The organism is Streptomyces sp. NPDC048255 (genome assembly GCF_040652415.1).
Lineage (GTDB): Bacteria > Actinomycetota > Actinomycetes > Streptomycetales > Streptomycetaceae > Streptomyces.
Map to the genome: position 1 here is coordinate 85298 of NZ_JBEZMA010000017.1, position 17214 is coordinate 102511.

The 17214-nt window shown below is 71.4% G+C and carries 14 protein-coding genes; 7 read left to right on the top strand and 7 right to left on the bottom strand.

From position 1 onward, the window contains the following. The 3 genes from AB0D94_RS16530 to AB0D94_RS16540 form a co-directional block, all read right to left on the bottom strand. The gene (locus tag AB0D94_RS16530) at positions 1-609 is read right to left on the bottom strand and encodes an SGNH/GDSL hydrolase family protein (RefSeq protein WP_362051802.1); all 609 of its coding nucleotides are present in this window, start codon (positions 607-609) and stop codon (positions 1-3) included. 102 nt (positions 610-711) lie between these two features. Continuing rightward, positions 712-1944 carry a SpoIIE family protein phosphatase gene (locus AB0D94_RS16535; protein ID WP_362051804.1) on the bottom strand — a complete coding sequence of 411 codons (1233 nt, stop codon included), beginning with the start codon at positions 1942-1944 and terminating at the stop codon, positions 712-714. Between the two features lie 326 nt (positions 1945-2270). Further along, positions 2271-3134, bottom strand: coding sequence for an SDR family NAD(P)-dependent oxidoreductase (locus AB0D94_RS16540; RefSeq protein ID WP_362051806.1), 864 nt, complete (start codon positions 3132-3134; stop codon positions 2271-2273). Positions 3135-3222: 88 nt separating this feature from the next. On the opposite strand from AB0D94_RS16540, the gene AB0D94_RS16545 reads away from it, so the two are divergent. Then, complete coding sequence (locus AB0D94_RS16545; protein WP_362051808.1) at positions 3223-3705, top strand: MarR family winged helix-turn-helix transcriptional regulator; 483 nt, start codon at positions 3223-3225, stop codon at positions 3703-3705. Positions 3706-3738: 33 nt separating this feature from the next. On the opposite strand, the gene AB0D94_RS16550 is transcribed toward AB0D94_RS16545, so the two are convergent. Then, positions 3739-5355, bottom strand: coding sequence for an ADP-ribosyltransferase domain-containing protein (locus AB0D94_RS16550; RefSeq protein WP_362051810.1), 1617 nt, complete (start codon positions 5353-5355; stop codon positions 3739-3741). A 197-nt stretch (positions 5356-5552) separates the two neighbouring features. Here AB0D94_RS16550 and AB0D94_RS16555 point away from each other — a divergent pair, with 197 nt between their 5' ends. From AB0D94_RS16555 to AB0D94_RS16565, 3 genes are all read left to right on the top strand, one after another. Next, on the top strand, positions 5553-6230 hold the full coding sequence (locus AB0D94_RS16555) for a macro domain-containing protein (protein ID WP_362051812.1): 678 nt from the start codon (positions 5553-5555) through the stop codon (positions 6228-6230). A gap of 209 nt (positions 6231-6439) precedes the next feature. Continuing rightward, positions 6440-7810: an MFS transporter gene (locus AB0D94_RS16560; RefSeq protein ID WP_362051814.1), complete on the top strand. Its 1371-nt coding sequence runs from the start codon at positions 6440-6442 to the stop codon at positions 7808-7810. After that, a complete protein-coding gene (locus AB0D94_RS16565) occupies positions 7795-9705 on the top strand; it encodes a GAF domain-containing protein (RefSeq protein ID WP_362051816.1) in 1911 nt (636 codons plus the stop codon). The genes AB0D94_RS16560 and AB0D94_RS16565 overlap by 16 nt, the downstream gene beginning before the upstream one ends. Before the next feature lie 49 nt (positions 9706-9754). Here AB0D94_RS16565 and AB0D94_RS16570 read toward each other — a convergent pair whose 3' ends face one another. Then, a complete protein-coding gene (locus AB0D94_RS16570) occupies positions 9755-11386 on the bottom strand; it encodes an FAD-dependent monooxygenase (RefSeq protein WP_362051818.1) in 1632 nt (543 codons plus the stop codon). A gap of 229 nt (positions 11387-11615) precedes the next feature. On the opposite strand from AB0D94_RS16570, the gene AB0D94_RS16575 reads away from it, so the two are divergent. Further along, positions 11616-12761, top strand: a complete 1146-nt coding sequence (locus AB0D94_RS16575) for a SchA/CurD-like domain-containing protein (RefSeq protein WP_362051820.1) — start codon at positions 11616-11618, stop codon at positions 12759-12761. Between the two features lie 51 nt (positions 12762-12812). Further along, a complete protein-coding gene (locus AB0D94_RS16580) occupies positions 12813-13070 on the top strand; it encodes an acyl carrier protein (protein WP_362051822.1) in 258 nt (85 codons plus the stop codon). A 66-nt stretch (positions 13071-13136) separates the two neighbouring features. Here AB0D94_RS16580 and AB0D94_RS16585 read toward each other — a convergent pair whose 3' ends face one another. Together AB0D94_RS16585 and AB0D94_RS16590 are read right to left on the bottom strand one after the other, a co-directional pair. Then, positions 13137-14222: a methyltransferase gene (locus AB0D94_RS16585; RefSeq protein ID WP_362051824.1), complete on the bottom strand. Its 1086-nt coding sequence runs from the start codon at positions 14220-14222 to the stop codon at positions 13137-13139. A gap of 35 nt (positions 14223-14257) precedes the next feature. Then, complete coding sequence (locus AB0D94_RS16590; protein ID WP_362051826.1) at positions 14258-15358, bottom strand: right-handed parallel beta-helix repeat-containing protein; 1101 nt, start codon at positions 15356-15358, stop codon at positions 14258-14260. A gap of 398 nt (positions 15359-15756) precedes the next feature. On the opposite strand from AB0D94_RS16590, the gene AB0D94_RS16595 reads away from it, so the two are divergent. After that, on the top strand, positions 15757-17190 hold the full coding sequence (locus tag AB0D94_RS16595; RefSeq protein ID WP_362051829.1) for a nucleobase:cation symporter-2 family protein: 1434 nt from the start codon (positions 15757-15759) through the stop codon (positions 17188-17190). Positions 17191-17214: the final 24 nt, after the last annotated feature.

Here is a 17214-nt window from a genome sequence, read left to right on the forward strand (position 1 = left end):
CTACAGCGGGTCCAGTTCGCCCAGGCCCATGACGCGCAGGGTGTGGTTCGCCATCTGGAGGTGGCCGGCCGCGTTGGGGTGGGCCGGGTCGTCGAGCCACGGGATCGGATCGTTCGTGCCGTGGTGCTCCAGCCAGTGGGCCTCGTGGTCGACGAGCAGGGCGCCGGTGTCCTGCGCGATCTCCCGTACGGCCCGGCAGTACGCGGGAAGTGCCGCACGCCGCTCCCGGCCCGAGGCGCTGACCAGCGCCGGCGTGTGCAGGACGACCTGCGTCCGGGGGTTCGCCCCGTCGATGATCCGACGCATCGCCTCGTGGAAACGGGGCAGTCCGTCCTCCCCGGCGAGGCAGTCGTTGGTGCCGAGCGACACGGACAGTACGTCGGGCTCGAACCGGCCGATGAGGTGGTCACGGGCCGCGAGCACGTCGGCCGCGCCCCACGCGGAGACGCCGGTGTTGACCACGACGTCGGTGAGCCGGCCGAGCTGCCACCGGACCCGCTCGTGCAGGTGCTCGACCCAGCCGCGGGCGCCGTGGGTGTGCAGTACGGCCTGGGTGATGCTGTCCCCGGTCGCCACCCAGGTCATGGGCCCGTCCGCCAGCCGGATCATGCTGTGTCCCCTTCGAGTCCGGTCGCCGCGCGTCCCTGACGAGCGCGGTGCCCCGCCGATGGCCATGCTGCCCGCCCAAGATCGTTGGCACAATGCCGGCCGTCACAGCCGGAGGATGAGCAGGGCGGTGTCGTCGGTGACGCCGGCCGGCGGGATGAGGTCGGCCAGGAGGGCGTCGGCCAGGGCCTCGGGGTCGCTCCCCCGGTGGCGGGAGAGGGAGTCGGCGAGCCTGTGGAGTCCGGTGTCGATGTCCTCGTGGCGGCGTTCGACGAGTCCGTCCGTGTAGAGGACGAGGGCGGAACCGTCGGTGAAGGCGGTCTGGGCCTGGGGGCGGGCGGCGTGTTCGGGGCGGGCGCCGAGCGGCGGGTCGGTGGCCTGGTCAAGAAACGTCAGCGTGCCGTCGGGGCGGCAGAGCGCGGGCGGGGGGTGGCCGGCGCTGCTGTAGGTGAGGGTGTTGCTGCTCCAGTCGATGAAGACCGATACGGCGGTGGTGGACTCCGCGCCCTCGACGGCGCGGGCGTAGAGGCCGAGGACTTCCAGGGCCTCCGCGGGGCCGGCGGCGACGTGGGAGGCGGCGGACAGGGCGCTGCGGAGCTGGCCCATGACACCGGCGGCCCGCAGTCCGTGGCCGACGACGTCACCGACGGCGAGGGCGGTGCGGTTGCGGTCGGGCAGGTCGACCAGGTCGTACCAGTCGCCGCACACGTTGAGGGATCCGGTGGCCGGCCGGTAGCGCACGGCGGCCCGGTGCCTGCCGAGCGGGCGCAGCGCGGGCAGCATCGCTTCCTGGAGGTGCAGGGCGACCTCGCGTTCACGGGCGTTGGCCTCGCGCAGGCGTTCGTTGACCTCCTGGAGTTCCCGGGCGCGGCTGACGAGCTCGGCTTCCAGGACCTGGGCGCGGTCGTCGCCGATGGGGGTGCCGCCTGCGCGGATGAGTTCGGTGACCTCCTCCACCCGGTGCAGCAGCAGCGCCACCGCCCCGTCCGGGCCACGGACGGGGCTGTTGACGGGGCTCCAGTACCGTTCCGCCCACTCGCCGGGCCGGTCGGGGTCCTCGACGTCGTAGCGCTGCGGGGCCATGACGTCGCGCTCCCCGGTGGCCAGGACCCGCCGCAGGGAGGCCTGCAGGTTGCGCATCCCGGTCGCGTCCGGGTCATCGGGGTTTTCGGGGAAGACGTCGAACAGGTAGCGGCCGATCACCTGCTCCCGGGTGCGCCCCGACAGGGACAGGAACACCTCGTTGGCGTCCACGTACACCAGGTCGGTGGTCAGCAGGGCTACCGCGCCGGGCAGCGCGTTGAATACCGCCTCGTAGTCGATTCCGGGGCCGTTCACGATCCACCTGTCCGCGCGAGACCGTTCCGGTCATGAGGTCCTCCCACGATAGGCCCGGACGCCGGGACGGGCAGGTCACAGGGGCCGCTCACCGTCCGACGGTGTTCATCAGGACGATGGCCACGAGGTTGAGGAGGATGACGGCCACGGTGCCGCCGAGCATGACCCAGGCCCTGCGTGATTCGTCCATGCGTACGAGTCACCTCCCGACTCAGACGTGCCGCCGCGCGCAGGTCCGGCGGTCGCGCCGAGCCCCGCGGGCCTCCCGCCATGATGACCCCGTTCCGCGCGGAGCACAGATCGGCCGCTGTGGCGGTCGCGGCCGGTCAGGCGACCCAGCCTCCGGTCATGCCGAGGACCGCCGAGCCGTCCAGGTCGGCCAGCTTGGTCCCGGTGAACCCGCGGGCCCACTGCGAGGTCTGGATGCGGAACGCGGGGCGGTCGGCGGTCAGCGCCTCCATGACGGCCTCGGCCGCGCCCGCCGGGGTCTGGGCGCCGTCCAGGAACTGGCCGACCGTACGCTCGACGTAGTGGCGCAGCGCGTCGGCGTACGGGCCGGCGGCGGCGATCCTGCCTTCGATGTCGAGTCCGATGTTGTTGACGAACTCCGTGGCCACGGCGCCCGGTTCGATGACGGACACGCTCACGCCCACGGCGGCCGCGACGGGGGCCAGGCTCTCCATGCACCCCTCCACGGCGAACTTCGCGGCGCAGTAGGCCTCGTTGAAGGGCTGGCCGATGACGCCGCCGACGCTGGTGACCGTGATCAGGCGGCCTCCGGTGGCCCGCAGGTGCGGCAGTGCGGCCTTCGAGACGTTCAGCACGCCGAAGAAGTTGACCTCCATGACCTCGCGGACGTCCGCGACGGATTCGAGCTCGAGGGTGCCGACGTGTCCGGCGCCGGCGTTGTTCACGACGGCGTCCAGACGGCCGTAGTCGGCGATCACGCCGTTCACTGCGGCGGCGACGGAGCTCTCGTCGACGACGTCGAGCTGCCGGATGTCGAGTTCCACGCCCGCGTCGGCGGCGGCCTTGCGCAGGGCGTCGGCCCGGCCGGTGTCGCGCAGGGTGGCGACCGTACGCCATCCGGCCCGGGCGGCGGCGACGGCCGCCGCCAGGCCGATGCCGGAGGAAGTGCCGGTGATCAGGACGGTGCGCGAGGTGCCGGGGGCGGTGGGGAGGGTCGGCATGGCGGGAGCCTTTCACGGAGGATTTTTATGTGCGTGCACACACACTATAAAATTATGTGCGCGTACACGCAACCCCTAGACTGCCGGCATGCCGAAGAAGCTCACCGAGGCCGAGATGCCGGCGGCCGACTACGCGTTCTACGGGCTGGTCTGGGCCGGCACGGTGCTGACCGACCGCGTCGACCGGGCCCTCGTGAAGGCCCACGACCTCCCCGTGTCCTGGTTCGAGGTCATGCTGTGGCTGGCTTCCAGCCCCGAGCCCGTGCCCGCTTCCGTCCTCGGGAACAGCACCCTGCTCAGCCGCAGCCAGGTCTCCCGGGTCGTGGACGCCCTCCAGACCAGGGGCCTGGTGACCCGTACGCCCTCGGCGCGGGACGCCCGCTCGGTGGAGGTCTCCCTCACGGAGGCGGGACGTACCGTGTTCGCCGAGGCCGACGCCACCCGGCGCGAGGCCCTGGCACCGGTCTTCACCGACCTCCTCGACGAGCGGGACCTGGAAGCGCTGGGAACCGTGTGGCGCAAGCTCAAGGCCGACAAGGGCAGCCAGGCGCAGTCCCCCCGCACCCGCTGACGCCCGCCGGCATGCCGTCGTACCGGCGGTCGCTCAGGAGACGCCGGTCTGCTCCTCCAGTTCGGTCAGCTTCACGGTGCACAGGCCGCCGCGCCCGGCCTTGACCTCCGTCACCTTCAGCTGCGTGCCCGGCGCGAGGATGAACTCCTCCTCGCCCGTGAACGCGGAGAAGTCGCGGATGCCCACCGCCCGGGCGGGGACCACCTCGAAGAGCGTCCGCTTGCCGCGGCTGCCGAGGAACGCCCGTGCCACGCCGGGCGCGGAGGTGCACGAGGACACGCCCCACCAGGTCACCGTCCGGCCGAGCGGATACTGCGCACGCAGGTCCAGCGCCACCCCGCGCCACAAAGGCTCCGTGCGGGCGGGAAGCTGCGACACCGCCGAGAACATCAGCCGCAGGTACGGGAGGTACGGGACCAGCTCGGCCCGGTCCGGGGAGCGCAGCACGGCGTTGATCTCCCGGTAGAACGCGGACTCGCAGGTGTAGAGGTAGAGCGCGGCGATCGCGTCGGCGGACAGGCTGCCGGGCGCCCCGTCCGCCCGCCTCTTGCCGAACTCGTGCGACAGCCTGACGTGCCGGCCGAGGTCGGAGAGCAGGTCGGCGACCGGGCCGACGGCGTCCTGGAAGTCCATGAGCGGGGTGTCGAACACCCCGGTGATCGCGGGGAGGACGAGGCCCTCGTCCTTGACGCCCGCGAGCCGGTCCAGGTACAGCTGGTGCAGCTCCATGGTGGACGCGATGAACGCGCCCATCCGCTCGGCGACATCGCCGTCCGTCCCGTCGGCCGCCGCCGCGAGCTCGTTCCATCCCTCGCTCGGCAGCCAGTCGATCTCATCGGCGCCCAGCGAGGCGAGGGCCGCGTTCACCGTCGCGAAATGGTCGCCTTCGCAGAAGACATCGCCCTGCGCCGCGGGATTGGGATGGTCGATGTGCCGGACCTCGACCTCCGGGTACCTCTTCTGGAGCCGGAGGACGACCTTCTTCAGGCTGCGCGCGTGAGCCCCCCACCACGCGAAGACGACATAGCGGTCCTCCTTGTCGGCGTTCTGCTTGGCCCGGAGTATCTCTTCGACGATCCCCTCGGCGACCGGACGCCAGAACGCCGTGTGCCGGTCGGTTCCCGTCGCCCCGTCGCTGCTGGCGGTGAGCGCCGCGTTCAGCAGGAGTACGCCCTGCGTGAGCATCGCCTGGAACCACTCCGGCGGCTGGACGGTCTGCTGCTTCTTCAGCAGGGCCCGGACGTCGGCGATCGGAGTCTTCTTGGGGATGCCGTACTTCCACATCGCCGCCGCCTTGATGATGCAGCGGATGCTGACGACCCGGCCGAACTGGCTGTCCTTCCAGTCGTGGAAGGTGTTGTCGAACATGGCTATGCCCGTGGCGCTCTCCGGCCGCGGGTACGGGTTCTGGCCGAAGACGACGACCTTCCACTTGTGCGGCGGGTGGGGCTTGAGCGCCTGGAAGGTCAGCTCGCGGACCGGGACGACCTCCGGGTCGCGGCCCGGGCCGATGAACGAGGCCGCGTCCGGCTGTGCCTCGATCACCGGCTTCAGCAGCGGAAGCCACGGTTCACCGCCGCCCTCGAAGAGCTCGGCGAGGGCGAGCGGGTCAGTGGTTCCGGGTTCGGCGGGGACGTGGGAATCGCGCATGAGGGCACTCCGAAGGGGTCGGACCGTGGTGGGGCTGCGAGCAGCGAGGTGCTTGTTTTCTACGCGACGGCTCTGACATCCGGGGGCGGCCCATCCTCCTGACGGGAGGTCACCGACCCACATCGACAATCGCGTTGTCAGTGGGCTGCCGTAGCGTCGTGAGCAGTGGAAAGACCTTCTCTCGATCGGAGTGGACCATGGCCGCAGACCTCGTGCAGACGCCCCTCAGGGTGGTGCTGACCGACATCAGCACCGACGTGGTGGAGGCGTGGCGGGCCGCCTTCGCCGACACCCCCGGGATCGAGATCCGCAGAGGCTCGATCCTCGACGAGCGTGTCGACGCCTGGGTCACCCCGACCAACTCCCGCGGCCGGATGGACGGCGGGGTCGACGCGGTCATCAAGCGGCACCTCGGGGCGGGCATCCAGCTGCGCGTGCAGCGGGCGATCCGCGACCAGTTCGCGGGCAGCCTCCCGGTGGGGAGCGCGGTGTGCGTTCCGTCCGGGGCGACCGATCCGAAGTTCCTCATATCGACGCCCACGATGGAGACGTCCTCGCAGGACGTGAGCGAGACCCTCAATGTGGCCCTGGCGTGCGCCGCCGCCTTCCAGGCGGTCCACCGGCGGAACGCGGAGGCGCCCGGCAGCATCCAGTCAGTGGCTCTGGTCGGCATGGGCGCCCGGACCGGCCGGGTGCCGGCCCGGGTGTGCGCCAACCTGATGTGGACGGGCTACACCTTGTTCAACGACTACCGCTTCGAGGACTACGAAGAGCTGCGCCGCACGATCGTCGCGCAGCTCGACGACATCGAGAACGCTCCCGCCGAGGGCCGGGTACGCATCGCGCCGCCCGCGCCGTCCCTTTCCCGTCGCTGATACCTGACGCCGTCCCGTGAAAGGGGGAGGGGGACGGAAAGGAGGGGGACGGAAGGGAGGGGGACGGAAGGTGTCACCTCCAGCGGTGTGGTGGCAGGCCACACAAGACGTCGTCCGATTGTGATGTCCCACCACATACGCGGCTGACCTGCGGGCTTCTACGTTGTGCCGACACGGAACGTCTCCGCCAACCGCCTGGAGTGGTGCACATGGTCTCCCCCGCAACGGCTGCGCCGACCCGGTCAGGCATAGGAAGGATCGTCGGCGCCAGCCTGGTCGGCACCACCATCGAGTGGTACGACTTCTTCCTCTACGGCTCCGCCGCCGCCCTGGTGTTCAACACCCTGTTCTTCCCGTCCAGCGACCCGCTGGTCGGCACCATGCTCGCGTTCCTGACCTACGCGGTGGGCTTCGTCGCCCGGCCGCTGGGCGGGATCGTCTTCGGGCACTTCGGTGACCGGACGGGCCGCAAGAAGCTGCTCGTGCTGAGCCTGCTGATGATGGGCGGGGCCACCTTCGCGATGGGTCTGCTGCCCACGCACGCCAGCATCGGGGTCGGCGCCCCGATCCTGCTCACGCTGCTCCGGCTGATCCAGGGCTTCGCCCTCGGCGGGGAGTGGGGCGGGGCGGTCCTGCTGGTCTCCGAGCACGGCGGCGACCGGCACCGGGGCTTCTGGGCCTCGTGGCCGCAGGCGGGCGCGCCCGGCGGAAATCTGCTCGCCACCGGTGTGCTGGCCCTCCTGGCGGCGGTCCAGTCCGACGAGGCGTTCCTCGCCTGGGGCTGGCGCATCCCGTTCCTGCTGTCCGGGGTGCTCGTCGTGATCGGCCTGTGGATCCGCATCTCCGTCTCGGAGTCCCCGGTCTTCCTGGAGGCCCAGCGCAAGGCGGAGGCGGCGGCCGCCGCCGGTGTCCGGGAGAAGGCCCCGGTCCTTCAGGTGCTGCGCACCGGCCGGCGCCAGGTGCTGACCGCGATCGGCACCCGGCTCGGCGAGAACATCTCGTACTACGTCCTCACGGCCTTCCTGCTCGTCTACGTCACCGCCCACCTGGGTCTGCCGAAGAGCGACGCGCTGAACGCCGTACTGATCGGCTCGGCGGTCCACTTCGTCACCATCCCCCTGTGGGGCGCGCTCTCCGACCGGATCGGGCGGCGGCCGGTCACCCTGATCGGCGCGGTGGGCATGGCCTGCTGGGCCTTCGCCTTCTTCGCCCTGCTGGACACGGAGTCCTTCCCGGTCATCGCGCTCGCGGTCACCGTCGGACTGCTGCTGCACGGCGCGATGTACGGTCCGCAGGCCGCCTTCATCTCGGAGATGTTCGACACCAAGGTCCGGTACTCCGGCGCCTCCATGGGCTCCCAGCTCGCCTCCGTCATCGGCGGCGCCCTCGCCCCGATCATCGCGGTCGAACTCCTCAAGGACTACGACTCCTCCGTCCCCGTCTCGCTCTACCTCTGCCTCGCGGCGCTCGTCACCGCCCTGACCGTGCTCGTGGCGAAGGAGACCCGGGGGCGTGATCTGGCCGAGGACTCCCCGTCCGCGCCGGGCCCGCAGGTCCTCCCCGTATGCTCCGCACCGTGACAGGCCCAGGCTCCGCCCACCATGAAGCCCGCACCGGTGTGCGGCAGTTGCTCGACCTGCTGGCCGGCGGCGCCTCCGCGGAGGAGTTCGGCCGCCCCGCCGCCGAGGCCGCGGAGGCCGGAGCGGGCCCCGCGGAGCTCGCCGCACTGGCCGAGGCCACCGAGGTGGCCCTGCGCATCCGCCGTACGCTCGGCCAGCACCGCAGGCGCGAGGCCCAGCTCAGCGCCCTCTTCGACACGGCCGGCGACCTGGCCGCCCTGCGCGATCTGGACGCGGTGCTGAAGGCCATCGTGCACCGGGCCAAACTCCTGCTGGGCACCGACGTCACCTACCTGTCCCTCAACGACGAGGCAGCGGGCGACACGTACATGCGGGTCACCGACGGTTCGGTGGCCGCCGCCTTCCAGCGGGTCCGGCTCGGCATGGGCGAGGGTCTGGGCGGCCTCGTCGCCCAGACCGCCCGCCCGTACGCCACCGGGGACTACCAGGCCGACACCCGCTTCCACCACACCACCCCGATCGACGGCGCCGTCCGCGAGGAAGGCCTACGCGCCATCCTGGGCGTGCCGCTGCGGGTGGGCGCCCAGGTCATCGGGGTGCTCTACGCCGCCGACCGCGCCCCGCGGACCTTCACCCCGGACGAGGTGGCGCTGCTCTCCTCCCTGGCCGACCACGCCGCCATCGCCATCGACGGCGCCCGGCTGCTGGAGGAGACCCGGGCGGCGCTCGTCGACCTGGGTTCCGCCACCGAGACCATCCGCGCGCAGAGCGAGGCCATGCGGCGCGCCGAGCAGGCCCACGACCAGCTCACCGATCTGGTGCTGCGCGGCGGCGACGCCACCGATGTGGCCGCGCAGATCGCCGGCATCCTGGACGGCGGGATCCTGATCCACGACGCGGAGGGGGCCGAGCTGGCCCGCACCGGGGCGGAGCCGCTTCCTCCGGCGACCCCGGCGGTGGCGGCCTCGCGGGCCGGCGGCCGGGCCGTGGCCGTCGACGGGACCTGGGTGTGCGCCGTACTGGCCGGGCCCGAACTGCTCGGCAGCATCGCCCTGACGGGCCGCCCGGACCTCGGGGACGCCGACCGGCTGCTGTTCGAGCGGGCGAGCGTGGTCGCGGCCCTGCTCCTGCTGCTGCGCCGCTCGGTCGCCCAGACCGAGGACCGGGTGCGCGGTGAACTGCTGGGCGACCTGCTGTCCCCCACCGGGGACCCCGGCGGGCTCGCCGCCCGGGCCCGCCGGACGGGCGTCGACCTGGGCCGCCCGCAGGCGGTGTTCGTCGTCCACGGCGCGGAGGTCCCCCGGCACCGGCTGCTCACGGCGGCGGCCCGCGGCGCCCGCGCCCACGAGGGCCTGGCCGGGCTGCACCACGAGCACGTGGTGCTCGTCCTGCCCACCCGGGACCCCGGCTCCCTCGCCCAGTCCCTCGCCGCGGAACTGGGCAGGGCGGTCGGCGCCGAGGTCACCGTCGGCGCGGCGGGTCCGGCCACCGGGCCGGCCGGCCTGCCGGCGGCGCACGCCGAGGCCCACCGCGCGCTGTCCGCGCTGCGGGCCCTGGGCCGGAACGGCCAGGGCGGCGCCCTCGCCGACCTCGGCTTCGTCGGGGTGCTCATCGGCGACCAGGCCGATGTCGCCGGGTACGTGACCCGGACCCTGGGCCCCGTACTGGACTACGACACCGCTCGCGGAACGGACCTGACCACGACCCTGGAGGCGTACTTCGTGCAGGGCGCCAGCCTGACCCGGACCAAGGAGGTCCTGCACGTCCACGTGAACACCGTGGTCCAGCGCCTGGAACGGGTCGGGCGCCTGCTGGGCCGGGACTGGAACGCCCCGGACCGGGCCCTCGAACTCCAGCTCGCCCTGCGGCTCCACCGGCTGGCCGGGGGCGGGTGACCCGGCCCGCAGAGGACGGGCCGGGTCAGGAACGCCGGTCAGGATCCGGTCAGGAACGGCCCAGCAGGGTGCTCATCACCTCGTGCAGCACCGCCTCCGGGTCGTCCACCTCCTGCGTCCACCGCCAGGCGACGAAGCCGTCCGGGCGGACGAGGACCGCGCCCTCCGGGTGGGTGCCGTGGACCTCCGCCCAGTCGGCCCCGTTCTCCGGGATCAGATCGGCCTCCGGTCCGATGCCGATCTCGTACGCGTCCAGGCGCATGCCCAGCCGCTCCGCGAGTTCCTGGCCCGCCGCGCGCCAGGGCGTGCCCTCGGAGCTGAGCAGAACGAAGGAGCGCTCGTAGAGGTCGAGGGTGGACTTGCGCTCCCCGTCCCGGCCGATCCACATGTGCGGGGCGCGCGTGCCGGGATCGCCGGACAGCTGCATCCGCTCGGGCACGACCGGCTGGTCCGGGTCGGTGCCCACGACGGCGCCCTGGTTGTAGCGGTAGCCCATGGCCACGGTGAGGACACCGCCCTGCCGCGCGGCGGCGGCCGCGGGGGCGGGTGCGTACCCGGGGTGGCTGTGCTCCGCCGACCGGGCGGAGGCCCGCTCACTGGTGGCCCGCGCCACCGGCTGCCGCTCGGCCTCGTACGTCTCCAGCAGGCTCGGACCCGCCCAGCCCTCCAGTACGGCAGCCAGCTTCCAGGCGAGGTTGTGCGCGTCCTGGATGCCGGTGTTCGAGCCGAACGCCCCGGTGGGGGACATTTCGTGGGCGGAGTCCCCAGCGAGGAAGACCCGGCCGGACGCGTACTGCCGCGCGACCCGCTCCGCGGCGTGCCACGGCGCCTTGCCGGTGATGGCGACGTCCAGGTCGGGTGCGCCGATCGCCCGGCGGATGTGGTCGACGCAGCGCTCGTCGGTGAAGTCCTCCAGCGTCTCGCCGTGGTCGGGATGCCACGGCATGTGGAACACCCACTGCTCGTGGTTGTCGACGGGCAGCAGGGCGCCGTCCGCGTCGGGTTTGGTCAGGTAGCAGACGATGAACCGCCGGTCGCCGACGATCCGGGTGAGCCCGTGGGACCGGAAGGTGATGCTCACGTTGTGGAAGAGGTCGCCGGAGCCGCTCTGGCCGATGCGCAGTTGTTCCCGGACCGGGCTGCGCGGTCCGTCGGCGGCGACGAGGTAGTCCGCGCGCACGGTGGCGTGCTCACCGGTGTCGCGGTTCTTCACGGTCGCCGTGACGCCGTTCTCGTCGGGGTCGAAGGTGAGGAGCTCGGTGGAGAAGCGCAGGTCAGCGCCCAGCGAGGGGGTCACGGACATCAGGACCGGTTCGATGTCGTTCTGGCTGCACAGGCACCACGTCGATGGGCTGAAGCGCGCGATCGCGCCGCCGGGGTCGATCTCCTGGAACAGCCACTCCTGGTCGTCACCGGTGAGCGAGCCGCCCTGAAGGATGCCGTGGTTGTCCGACAGCACCGAGGCTGCCTCGCGGATCTGCGCCTCTACGCCGGCGACCCGGAACACCTCCATGGTCCGTACGTTGATTCCGCGTCCGCGGGGATGCATCGAGGTACCTGCGTGCTTCTCGACGAGCATGTGCCTGATGCCGTGGCGGCCCAGAAACAGGGAGGTGCACAGGCCCACCAGCGAGCCACCCACGATGAGGACCGGCACACGGTGGTCAACGTTTTCCGTCATGGCTCTTTCATGCCCTTTAGTGGGACGTTTCCCCCGCCCATTCACCCGCTTGGTTCTCCCCTCTCGCGCCGGTCGCGGTACCGGACAACGATCGAATCCGGGTAGCGCCACCCGTGACTCGGGGGCTGACCGACCGCATCCGCAGGCGGATCACCCACGCGGATTCCACCGACGACTGACGACGTGCCACGGGATGTGGCGGGCGCGCGGTCTCGAAGGAGTGAGAACGATGACAACTTTGTCGGAACGGATATCGCAGTCCGCCTTCGACGGCTCCAGGCTTCGGGTCGTGCTTCTGCTTGACCTGTACGACGGCGCCCAGAACCAGTTCCTCAAGGTGTACGAGGACCTGCGCAACCAGGTGTCGTCCGTCCCCGGACACATCAGCGACGAGCTGTGCCAGTCGATCGAGAATCCCTCCCAATGGCTCATCACCAGCGAATGGGAGAGCGCACCGCCGTTCCTCGCCTGGCTGAACAGCGAGGAGCACGTCCGGTCGGTCGAGCCGCTGCACGGCTGCGTACGGGACACCCGCTCGCTGCGCTTCAGCGTCCTCCAGGAGAGCGGCAAGGCGGTGGCCGATCTGCCGTCGCCCGTCAAGGGCCGCCTCCAGGCGGCTCCCCGGCGCGGGGACGGCCTGGTCCGCCACGCCCTCACCTTCACCGTCAAGCCGGGCAGCGAGGCGACCGTCGCCAAGCTGATGGCCGGGTACGCCTCCCCGCAGGCCCGGGTCGACGAGAGCACCTGGCTGCGCCGCACCTCGCTGTTCATGCACGGCAACCGCGTCGTACGGGCGATCGAGGTGGAGGGCGACCTCCTCGCGGCGCTGCGGCACGTGGCCCGGCAGCCCGAGGTCAGGGCCCTCGAAGAGGCCCTCAACCCGTACCTGGAGCAGTCCCGGGACCTCGACGACCCGGCGTCCGCCCGGGTGTTCTTCACCCGGGCGGCCCTGCCCGCCGTGCACCACGTCGCCGCGGTCGGGTACGAGTCCGAGGCCGTGGACCGTCACGCGCTGTTCTACTCCGCCAAGCCCGGGTGCGGCATGGCGCTGGCCCGGCTGCTGGCCGGCCAGGACGAGGCGGCGGTCGACGATCTGACGAGCCCCGTCGAGGGCAGCACCGTCTTCCAGCGCGACGACCTCGTCGTACGGCTCCTGGACGTGCGCGGCCCGCTCGACGGCCGGCCCGCCCTGGCGGTCGGCGTCGAGGGTGACCACAAGGCGGGCGTGCTCGCCCGGCTGCTCGACGACGGTGACGGCTACGGCAGCAGCGGCGCCGAGGACGGGCTCCTCACCACCGACCTGGGGATCTCGCGGTTCCTCGCGCGTTCCACCATGCGCCGGATCACCGACCGGCGGACCGGCGCGGAAGCCTGACCCGTCCGCCCCGCCGTCTGCCCGCCCCACCGTGAGAAGGAGAACTCCCTCATGACCGTTCAACTGACCATCGAGGAACTGGCCGCCCTGATGAAGAAGGGCGCCGGTGTCAACGTCGACCCCGTCGACATGGCGAGCCGGCCCGACTCGGCCTTCGAGGAGTGGGGCCTGGACTCGCTCGGGCTCCTCGGCATCGTCGGCGAGCTGGAGAACCGGCACGGCCGTGCGCTGCCCGCGGACGCGGACCAGTGCAAGACCCCGCGGGAGTTCCTCAGCCTCGTGAACGACACCCTGGTGACGGGAGCCTGACGTGCCTCGGCACCCCGAGACCGGCTCCGGGCCGGCTCGAGGTGCTGTGGCGGGATCCGGTCGCGGTCACCCGGGCACGCTGCACTCGAACGCGTGCAGGTACGGGTTGACGGGGCGGACCTCCCCGATCACCAGGCCGGCGTCCGTCAGGCGGGTGACGAGGCTCTCCCTGGAGTGCTTCGCACCGCCGACGTTGAGCAGCAGCATCAGGTCCATGGCCGTGGTGAACCGCATGGACGGGGTGTCGTCGACGAGGTTCTCGATGACGACGACCCGGGCTCCCGGGCGGGCGGCCGCGACGACGTTGCGCAGGGTGCGGCGGGTGCTGTCGTCGTCCCACTCCAGGATGTTCTTGATGATGTAGAGGTCGGCCTCGACCGGAATGGCCTCGCGGCAGTCCCCGGGGACGATGCGGGTCCGCTCGGCGAGCGGACCGCCCTCCCGGAGCCGGGGGTCCGCCTTCGCCGCCACACCGGGGAGGTCGAGCAGGGTGCCGCGTACCGTCGGGTGCTTCTCCAGCAGGCTCGCCAGGACGTGCCCCTGGCCGCCCCCGATGTCGGCGACCGCGCGGACACCGGTGAGGTCGAGGAGGTCCGCGACGTCCCGTGCCGACTGCATGCTGGAGGTGGTCATGGCCCGGTTGAACACGTGGGCCGACTCGTGCGCGTCCTGGTGGAGGTAGTCGAAGAAGCCCTTGCCGAAGACGCCCTCGAACACGTTCCCGCCGGAGCGGACCGCTTCGTCGAGCAGCGGCCAGGCCTGCCAGGTCCAGGGCTCCGTGCACCACAGGGAGATGTACCGGAGGCTGTGCGGGTCGTCCTCCCGCAGCAGTCGTGACATCTCCGTGTGGACGAACTTCCCGTCCGGGGTCTCCGCGAAGACCCCGTAGCAGGACAGGGCGCGCAGCAGCCGTCGCAGGGGCTGCGGCTCGGCGTTCACCTCGGCCGCCAGTTCCGCCGCGGTGGCGGGCGATTCGCCCAGGGCGTCGGCGACGCCGAGGCGGGCCGCGGCGCGTACGGCCGCGGCGCAGGCGGCGCCGAAGACGAGCTCCCTCAGCCGCATGCCCGGCGGCGGGGCGGGGGCGGCGGGGCCAGCGGGAGCGGACAGGGGCGTGGAGAGAGGGGTGATGGGGGTGGGGCTCACGGTGGTCATACGGCCTCGTTTCTCCTGATGACGGGGAACACCGGTCAGCACATCCCTGCGGGCTGAGACACCTGGCACTGGTTGCCGCGGAACGTGTTGCCCGTGCCGGTGCCCTGGTTGGCCAGGTCCGCCGGCTTGTTGCCCCTGACCACGTTGTCCCTGATGACGTTGTCGGTGTTCTGGGCGCCCACGAAGCTCTTGAAGAGCAGGATTCCGCCCGAGATCGGCGAGGCGCCGACGTTGTCGCGGATGGAGTTCGCCCGGATGGTCGTCTCCTCCGCTCCGGTGAGGACGATGCCCGCGCCCTGGATGTCGGGGAGGCGGCTGTTGCCGCGGCAGAACTTGTTGTTCGCGTGGATCGTGTTGTTGCGGATGGTCATGTCTCCTGCGCCCGGCTCGCCCTCGTCCCCGACGACGAACACGCCTCCGCAGTTGCCGGTGAGGGTGTTGTCGTGGATGGTCAGGTTCCTGACCCGCCTGGCCGTCACTCCGATGCGGTTCCCGGTCAGCGTGTTGCGGCGGACCACGGCGCCCAGGGTGTCGATGGCGCCGCCCTCCCGTTCGACGGTGTTGGCGATGAAGATGCCGGACTCCGCGTTGTCCCGGGCGGTGTTGTGGCGGAACACGCCCCGGGTGGAGCGCTCCTGGGCGATGCCCCAGGTGCCGTTCTTCTCGGAAATCACCTTCTCGACGGTCAGCCGGTCGGTGTAGGAGGCCCACAGGCCGTTCCTCTTGAAGCCCGAGAGGGTCAGCGACCCGATGGTCACCCGGTCGACGGTCTTCCCCGCCGTGCCCATGACGCAGATTCCGGTGTCGGCCTGCGAGCAGGGGGTGACCGCGCGCGCGGGCAGCGGCGCGGGAGCCGCGGCCGGCGGGGTGATCACCGTCTGCTCGCCCCACCCGCGCAGGGTCAGCCGCTTGGTGATCAGCACGTTCTCCCGATACGTGCCGGGCATCACGACGATGGTGTCTCCCGGCCTTGCGGCATCCACCGCTTCCTGGATCGATTCGCCCACGTTCACCGTGTGTCTGGCCGCCGCCACCGTGGCGGTCGCTGTCGCTGTCGCGGACGGCGCGGCTGCGCCGATCCCCGCGGCCATGACGACGGAGATGCAGGTGAGGTACTTCAGCTGTCGGTTCGTCACATTCCGAAGCTATGGGCGATCACCACCTCTCGCCACACCGGGTAAGCGGATGGATACATATGGTGCGCAAACGGCTCCATTTTCACCCCGGAGGAAGAGCCCGCGGAAGTGCCCGGAGCGGCCCCTCTCCCGGTTACTCGCGAGGAAACACACCCTTTGGCTATGGTGAGCGCCCCCGATCGGATGCTCCTTCGGATCCCATGGACAAATGGGCATTCGCTGTGCCGATCGAAGGACGTCCTCTCAATCCAGGACGCAATCGCAGACAAGAGCGACGCGCTGTCGGCAACACCGCCCGACGTCCGCTCGGTACGAGCCGGCCTGCCCCCGTCCTGTCACCCGGGACCGGAGGGCGGCGGCCCTCTCTCATTCACCTACCTCGCGAAGGCAAGGCAGAGATGGCACGACGACTCCCCCGGCAGTCCTCCCGACGGACCCCGCACCAGCAGGCGCACCCCGTCGACGAGTTGCTCCCGCTCCCCCGACTCGCCCTCTACGGATTCCAGCACGTCCTCGCGTTCTACGCGGCGGCCGTCATCGTTCCCGTCCTGCTCGGGAACGCACTGGGCCTCTCCCGCCAGGAGCTCATCCACCTCATCAACGCGGACCTGCTGACCTGCGGTATCGCCTCGATCATCCAGGCGCTCGGCGTCTGGAAGGTCGGCGCCCGGCTGCCCCTGGTCCAGGGCGTCACCTTCACCGCGGTCTCACCCATGATCGCAATCGGCACGGGCGCGGGCGGCGGCACCGCCGGACTGCTCGTCGTCTACGGTGCGGTGATCACGGCCGGCATAGCGACCTTCCTGTTCGCACCGGTCTTCAGCAAGCTGGCCAAGTACTTCCCGCCGGTCGTGATCGGCACGATCCTCACGATCATCGGCATCACGCTGATCCCGGTGGCCCTCCAGGACGCGGCCGGCGGCGCGCAGCTGATCGGCAGCCCCGCGTACGGGGACCCGGAGAACCTCGCGTACGCGCTGGGCACCCTGCTCTTCATCCTGACCCTGGTCCGCGTCGGCAAGCCGTTCCTCAGCAGCCTCGCCGTGCTGCTCGGGCTGGTGGCCGGTACCGCGGTCGCCTGGCTCCTCGGCGACACCGATTTCACGGCGGTGCGGGACAGTGCCTGGTTCGGCGTCACCACCCCGTTCCACTACGGCATGCCGCGGTTCGAGCTGCTGCCGATCGCCGCGATGCTCGTGGTCATGCTGATCACCATGGTGGAGACCACCGGGGACGTCTACGCCATCGGTGAGATCACCCGCAGGAGAGTGGACACCGACACGGTCGCGCGGGCCCTGCGCGCCGACGGCGCCGCCACGGTGCTCGGCGGCGTCCTCAACTCCTTCCCGTACGTGGCGTTCGCCGAGAACATCGGCCTCGTACGCATGTCCAGGGTCATGAGCCGGTACGTGGTCGTCGCGGCCGGCGTGTTCATGATCATCCTCGGGCTGCTGCCGAAGGCGGGCGGCCTGGTCGCGGCGATCCCGCACCCGGTGCTCGGCGGCGCCGCGCTCTCGATGTTCGGCATGGTCGCCGCGGTCGGTGTCCAGATCCTGGCCAAGGCGGATCTGCGCGAGGAGCGCAACGCCCTGATCCTGGGCGTCAGCCTCGGCGCCGCGATGCTGCCGGCCACGGTCGGGCCGTTCTTCGACCGGATGCCCGACAGCGTCCGGGCGGTGCTCGACAGCGGCATCACGCTGGGCGCCCTCACGGCCATCACCCTGAACCTGCTGTTCAACGTCTTCACCAGCCGCACCACGATGGAGATCGACTGGGACCGGATCGGAGACGGCGGGCCGGCGGATCCGCCGCTCGGCGCGCCGGCCCGCTGACGCCCCGGCATCCTTCCACGCACG

Coding starts and splice junctions, on each gene's coding strand:
- AB0D94_RS16530 (WP_362051802.1), bottom strand. CDS start 609: ATGATCCGGCTGGCGGACGGGCCCATGACCTGGGTGGCGACCGGGGAC.
- AB0D94_RS16540 (WP_362051806.1), bottom strand. CDS start 3,134: ATGCCGACCCTCCCCACCGCCCCCGGCACCTCGCGCACCGTCCTGATC.
- AB0D94_RS16545 (WP_362051808.1), top strand. CDS start 3,223: ATGCCGAAGAAGCTCACCGAGGCCGAGATGCCGGCGGCCGACTACGCG.
- AB0D94_RS16550 (WP_362051810.1), bottom strand. CDS start 5,355: ATGCGCGATTCCCACGTCCCCGCCGAACCCGGAACCACTGACCCGCTC.
- AB0D94_RS16555 (WP_362051812.1), top strand. CDS start 5,553: ATGGCCGCAGACCTCGTGCAGACGCCCCTCAGGGTGGTGCTGACCGAC.
- AB0D94_RS16560 (WP_362051814.1), top strand. CDS start 6,440: ATGGTCTCCCCCGCAACGGCTGCGCCGACCCGGTCAGGCATAGGAAGG.
- AB0D94_RS16565 (WP_362051816.1), top strand. CDS start 7,795: ATGCTCCGCACCGTGACAGGCCCAGGCTCCGCCCACCATGAAGCCCGC.
- AB0D94_RS16570 (WP_362051818.1), bottom strand. CDS start 11,386: ATGACGGAAAACGTTGACCACCGTGTGCCGGTCCTCATCGTGGGTGGC.
- AB0D94_RS16575 (WP_362051820.1), top strand. CDS start 11,616: ATGACAACTTTGTCGGAACGGATATCGCAGTCCGCCTTCGACGGCTCC.
- AB0D94_RS16580 (WP_362051822.1), top strand. CDS start 12,813: ATGACCGTTCAACTGACCATCGAGGAACTGGCCGCCCTGATGAAGAAG.
- AB0D94_RS16585 (WP_362051824.1), bottom strand. CDS start 14,222: ATGACCACCGTGAGCCCCACCCCCATCACCCCTCTCTCCACGCCCCTG.
- AB0D94_RS16595 (WP_362051829.1), top strand. CDS start 15,757: ATGGCACGACGACTCCCCCGGCAGTCCTCCCGACGGACCCCGCACCAG.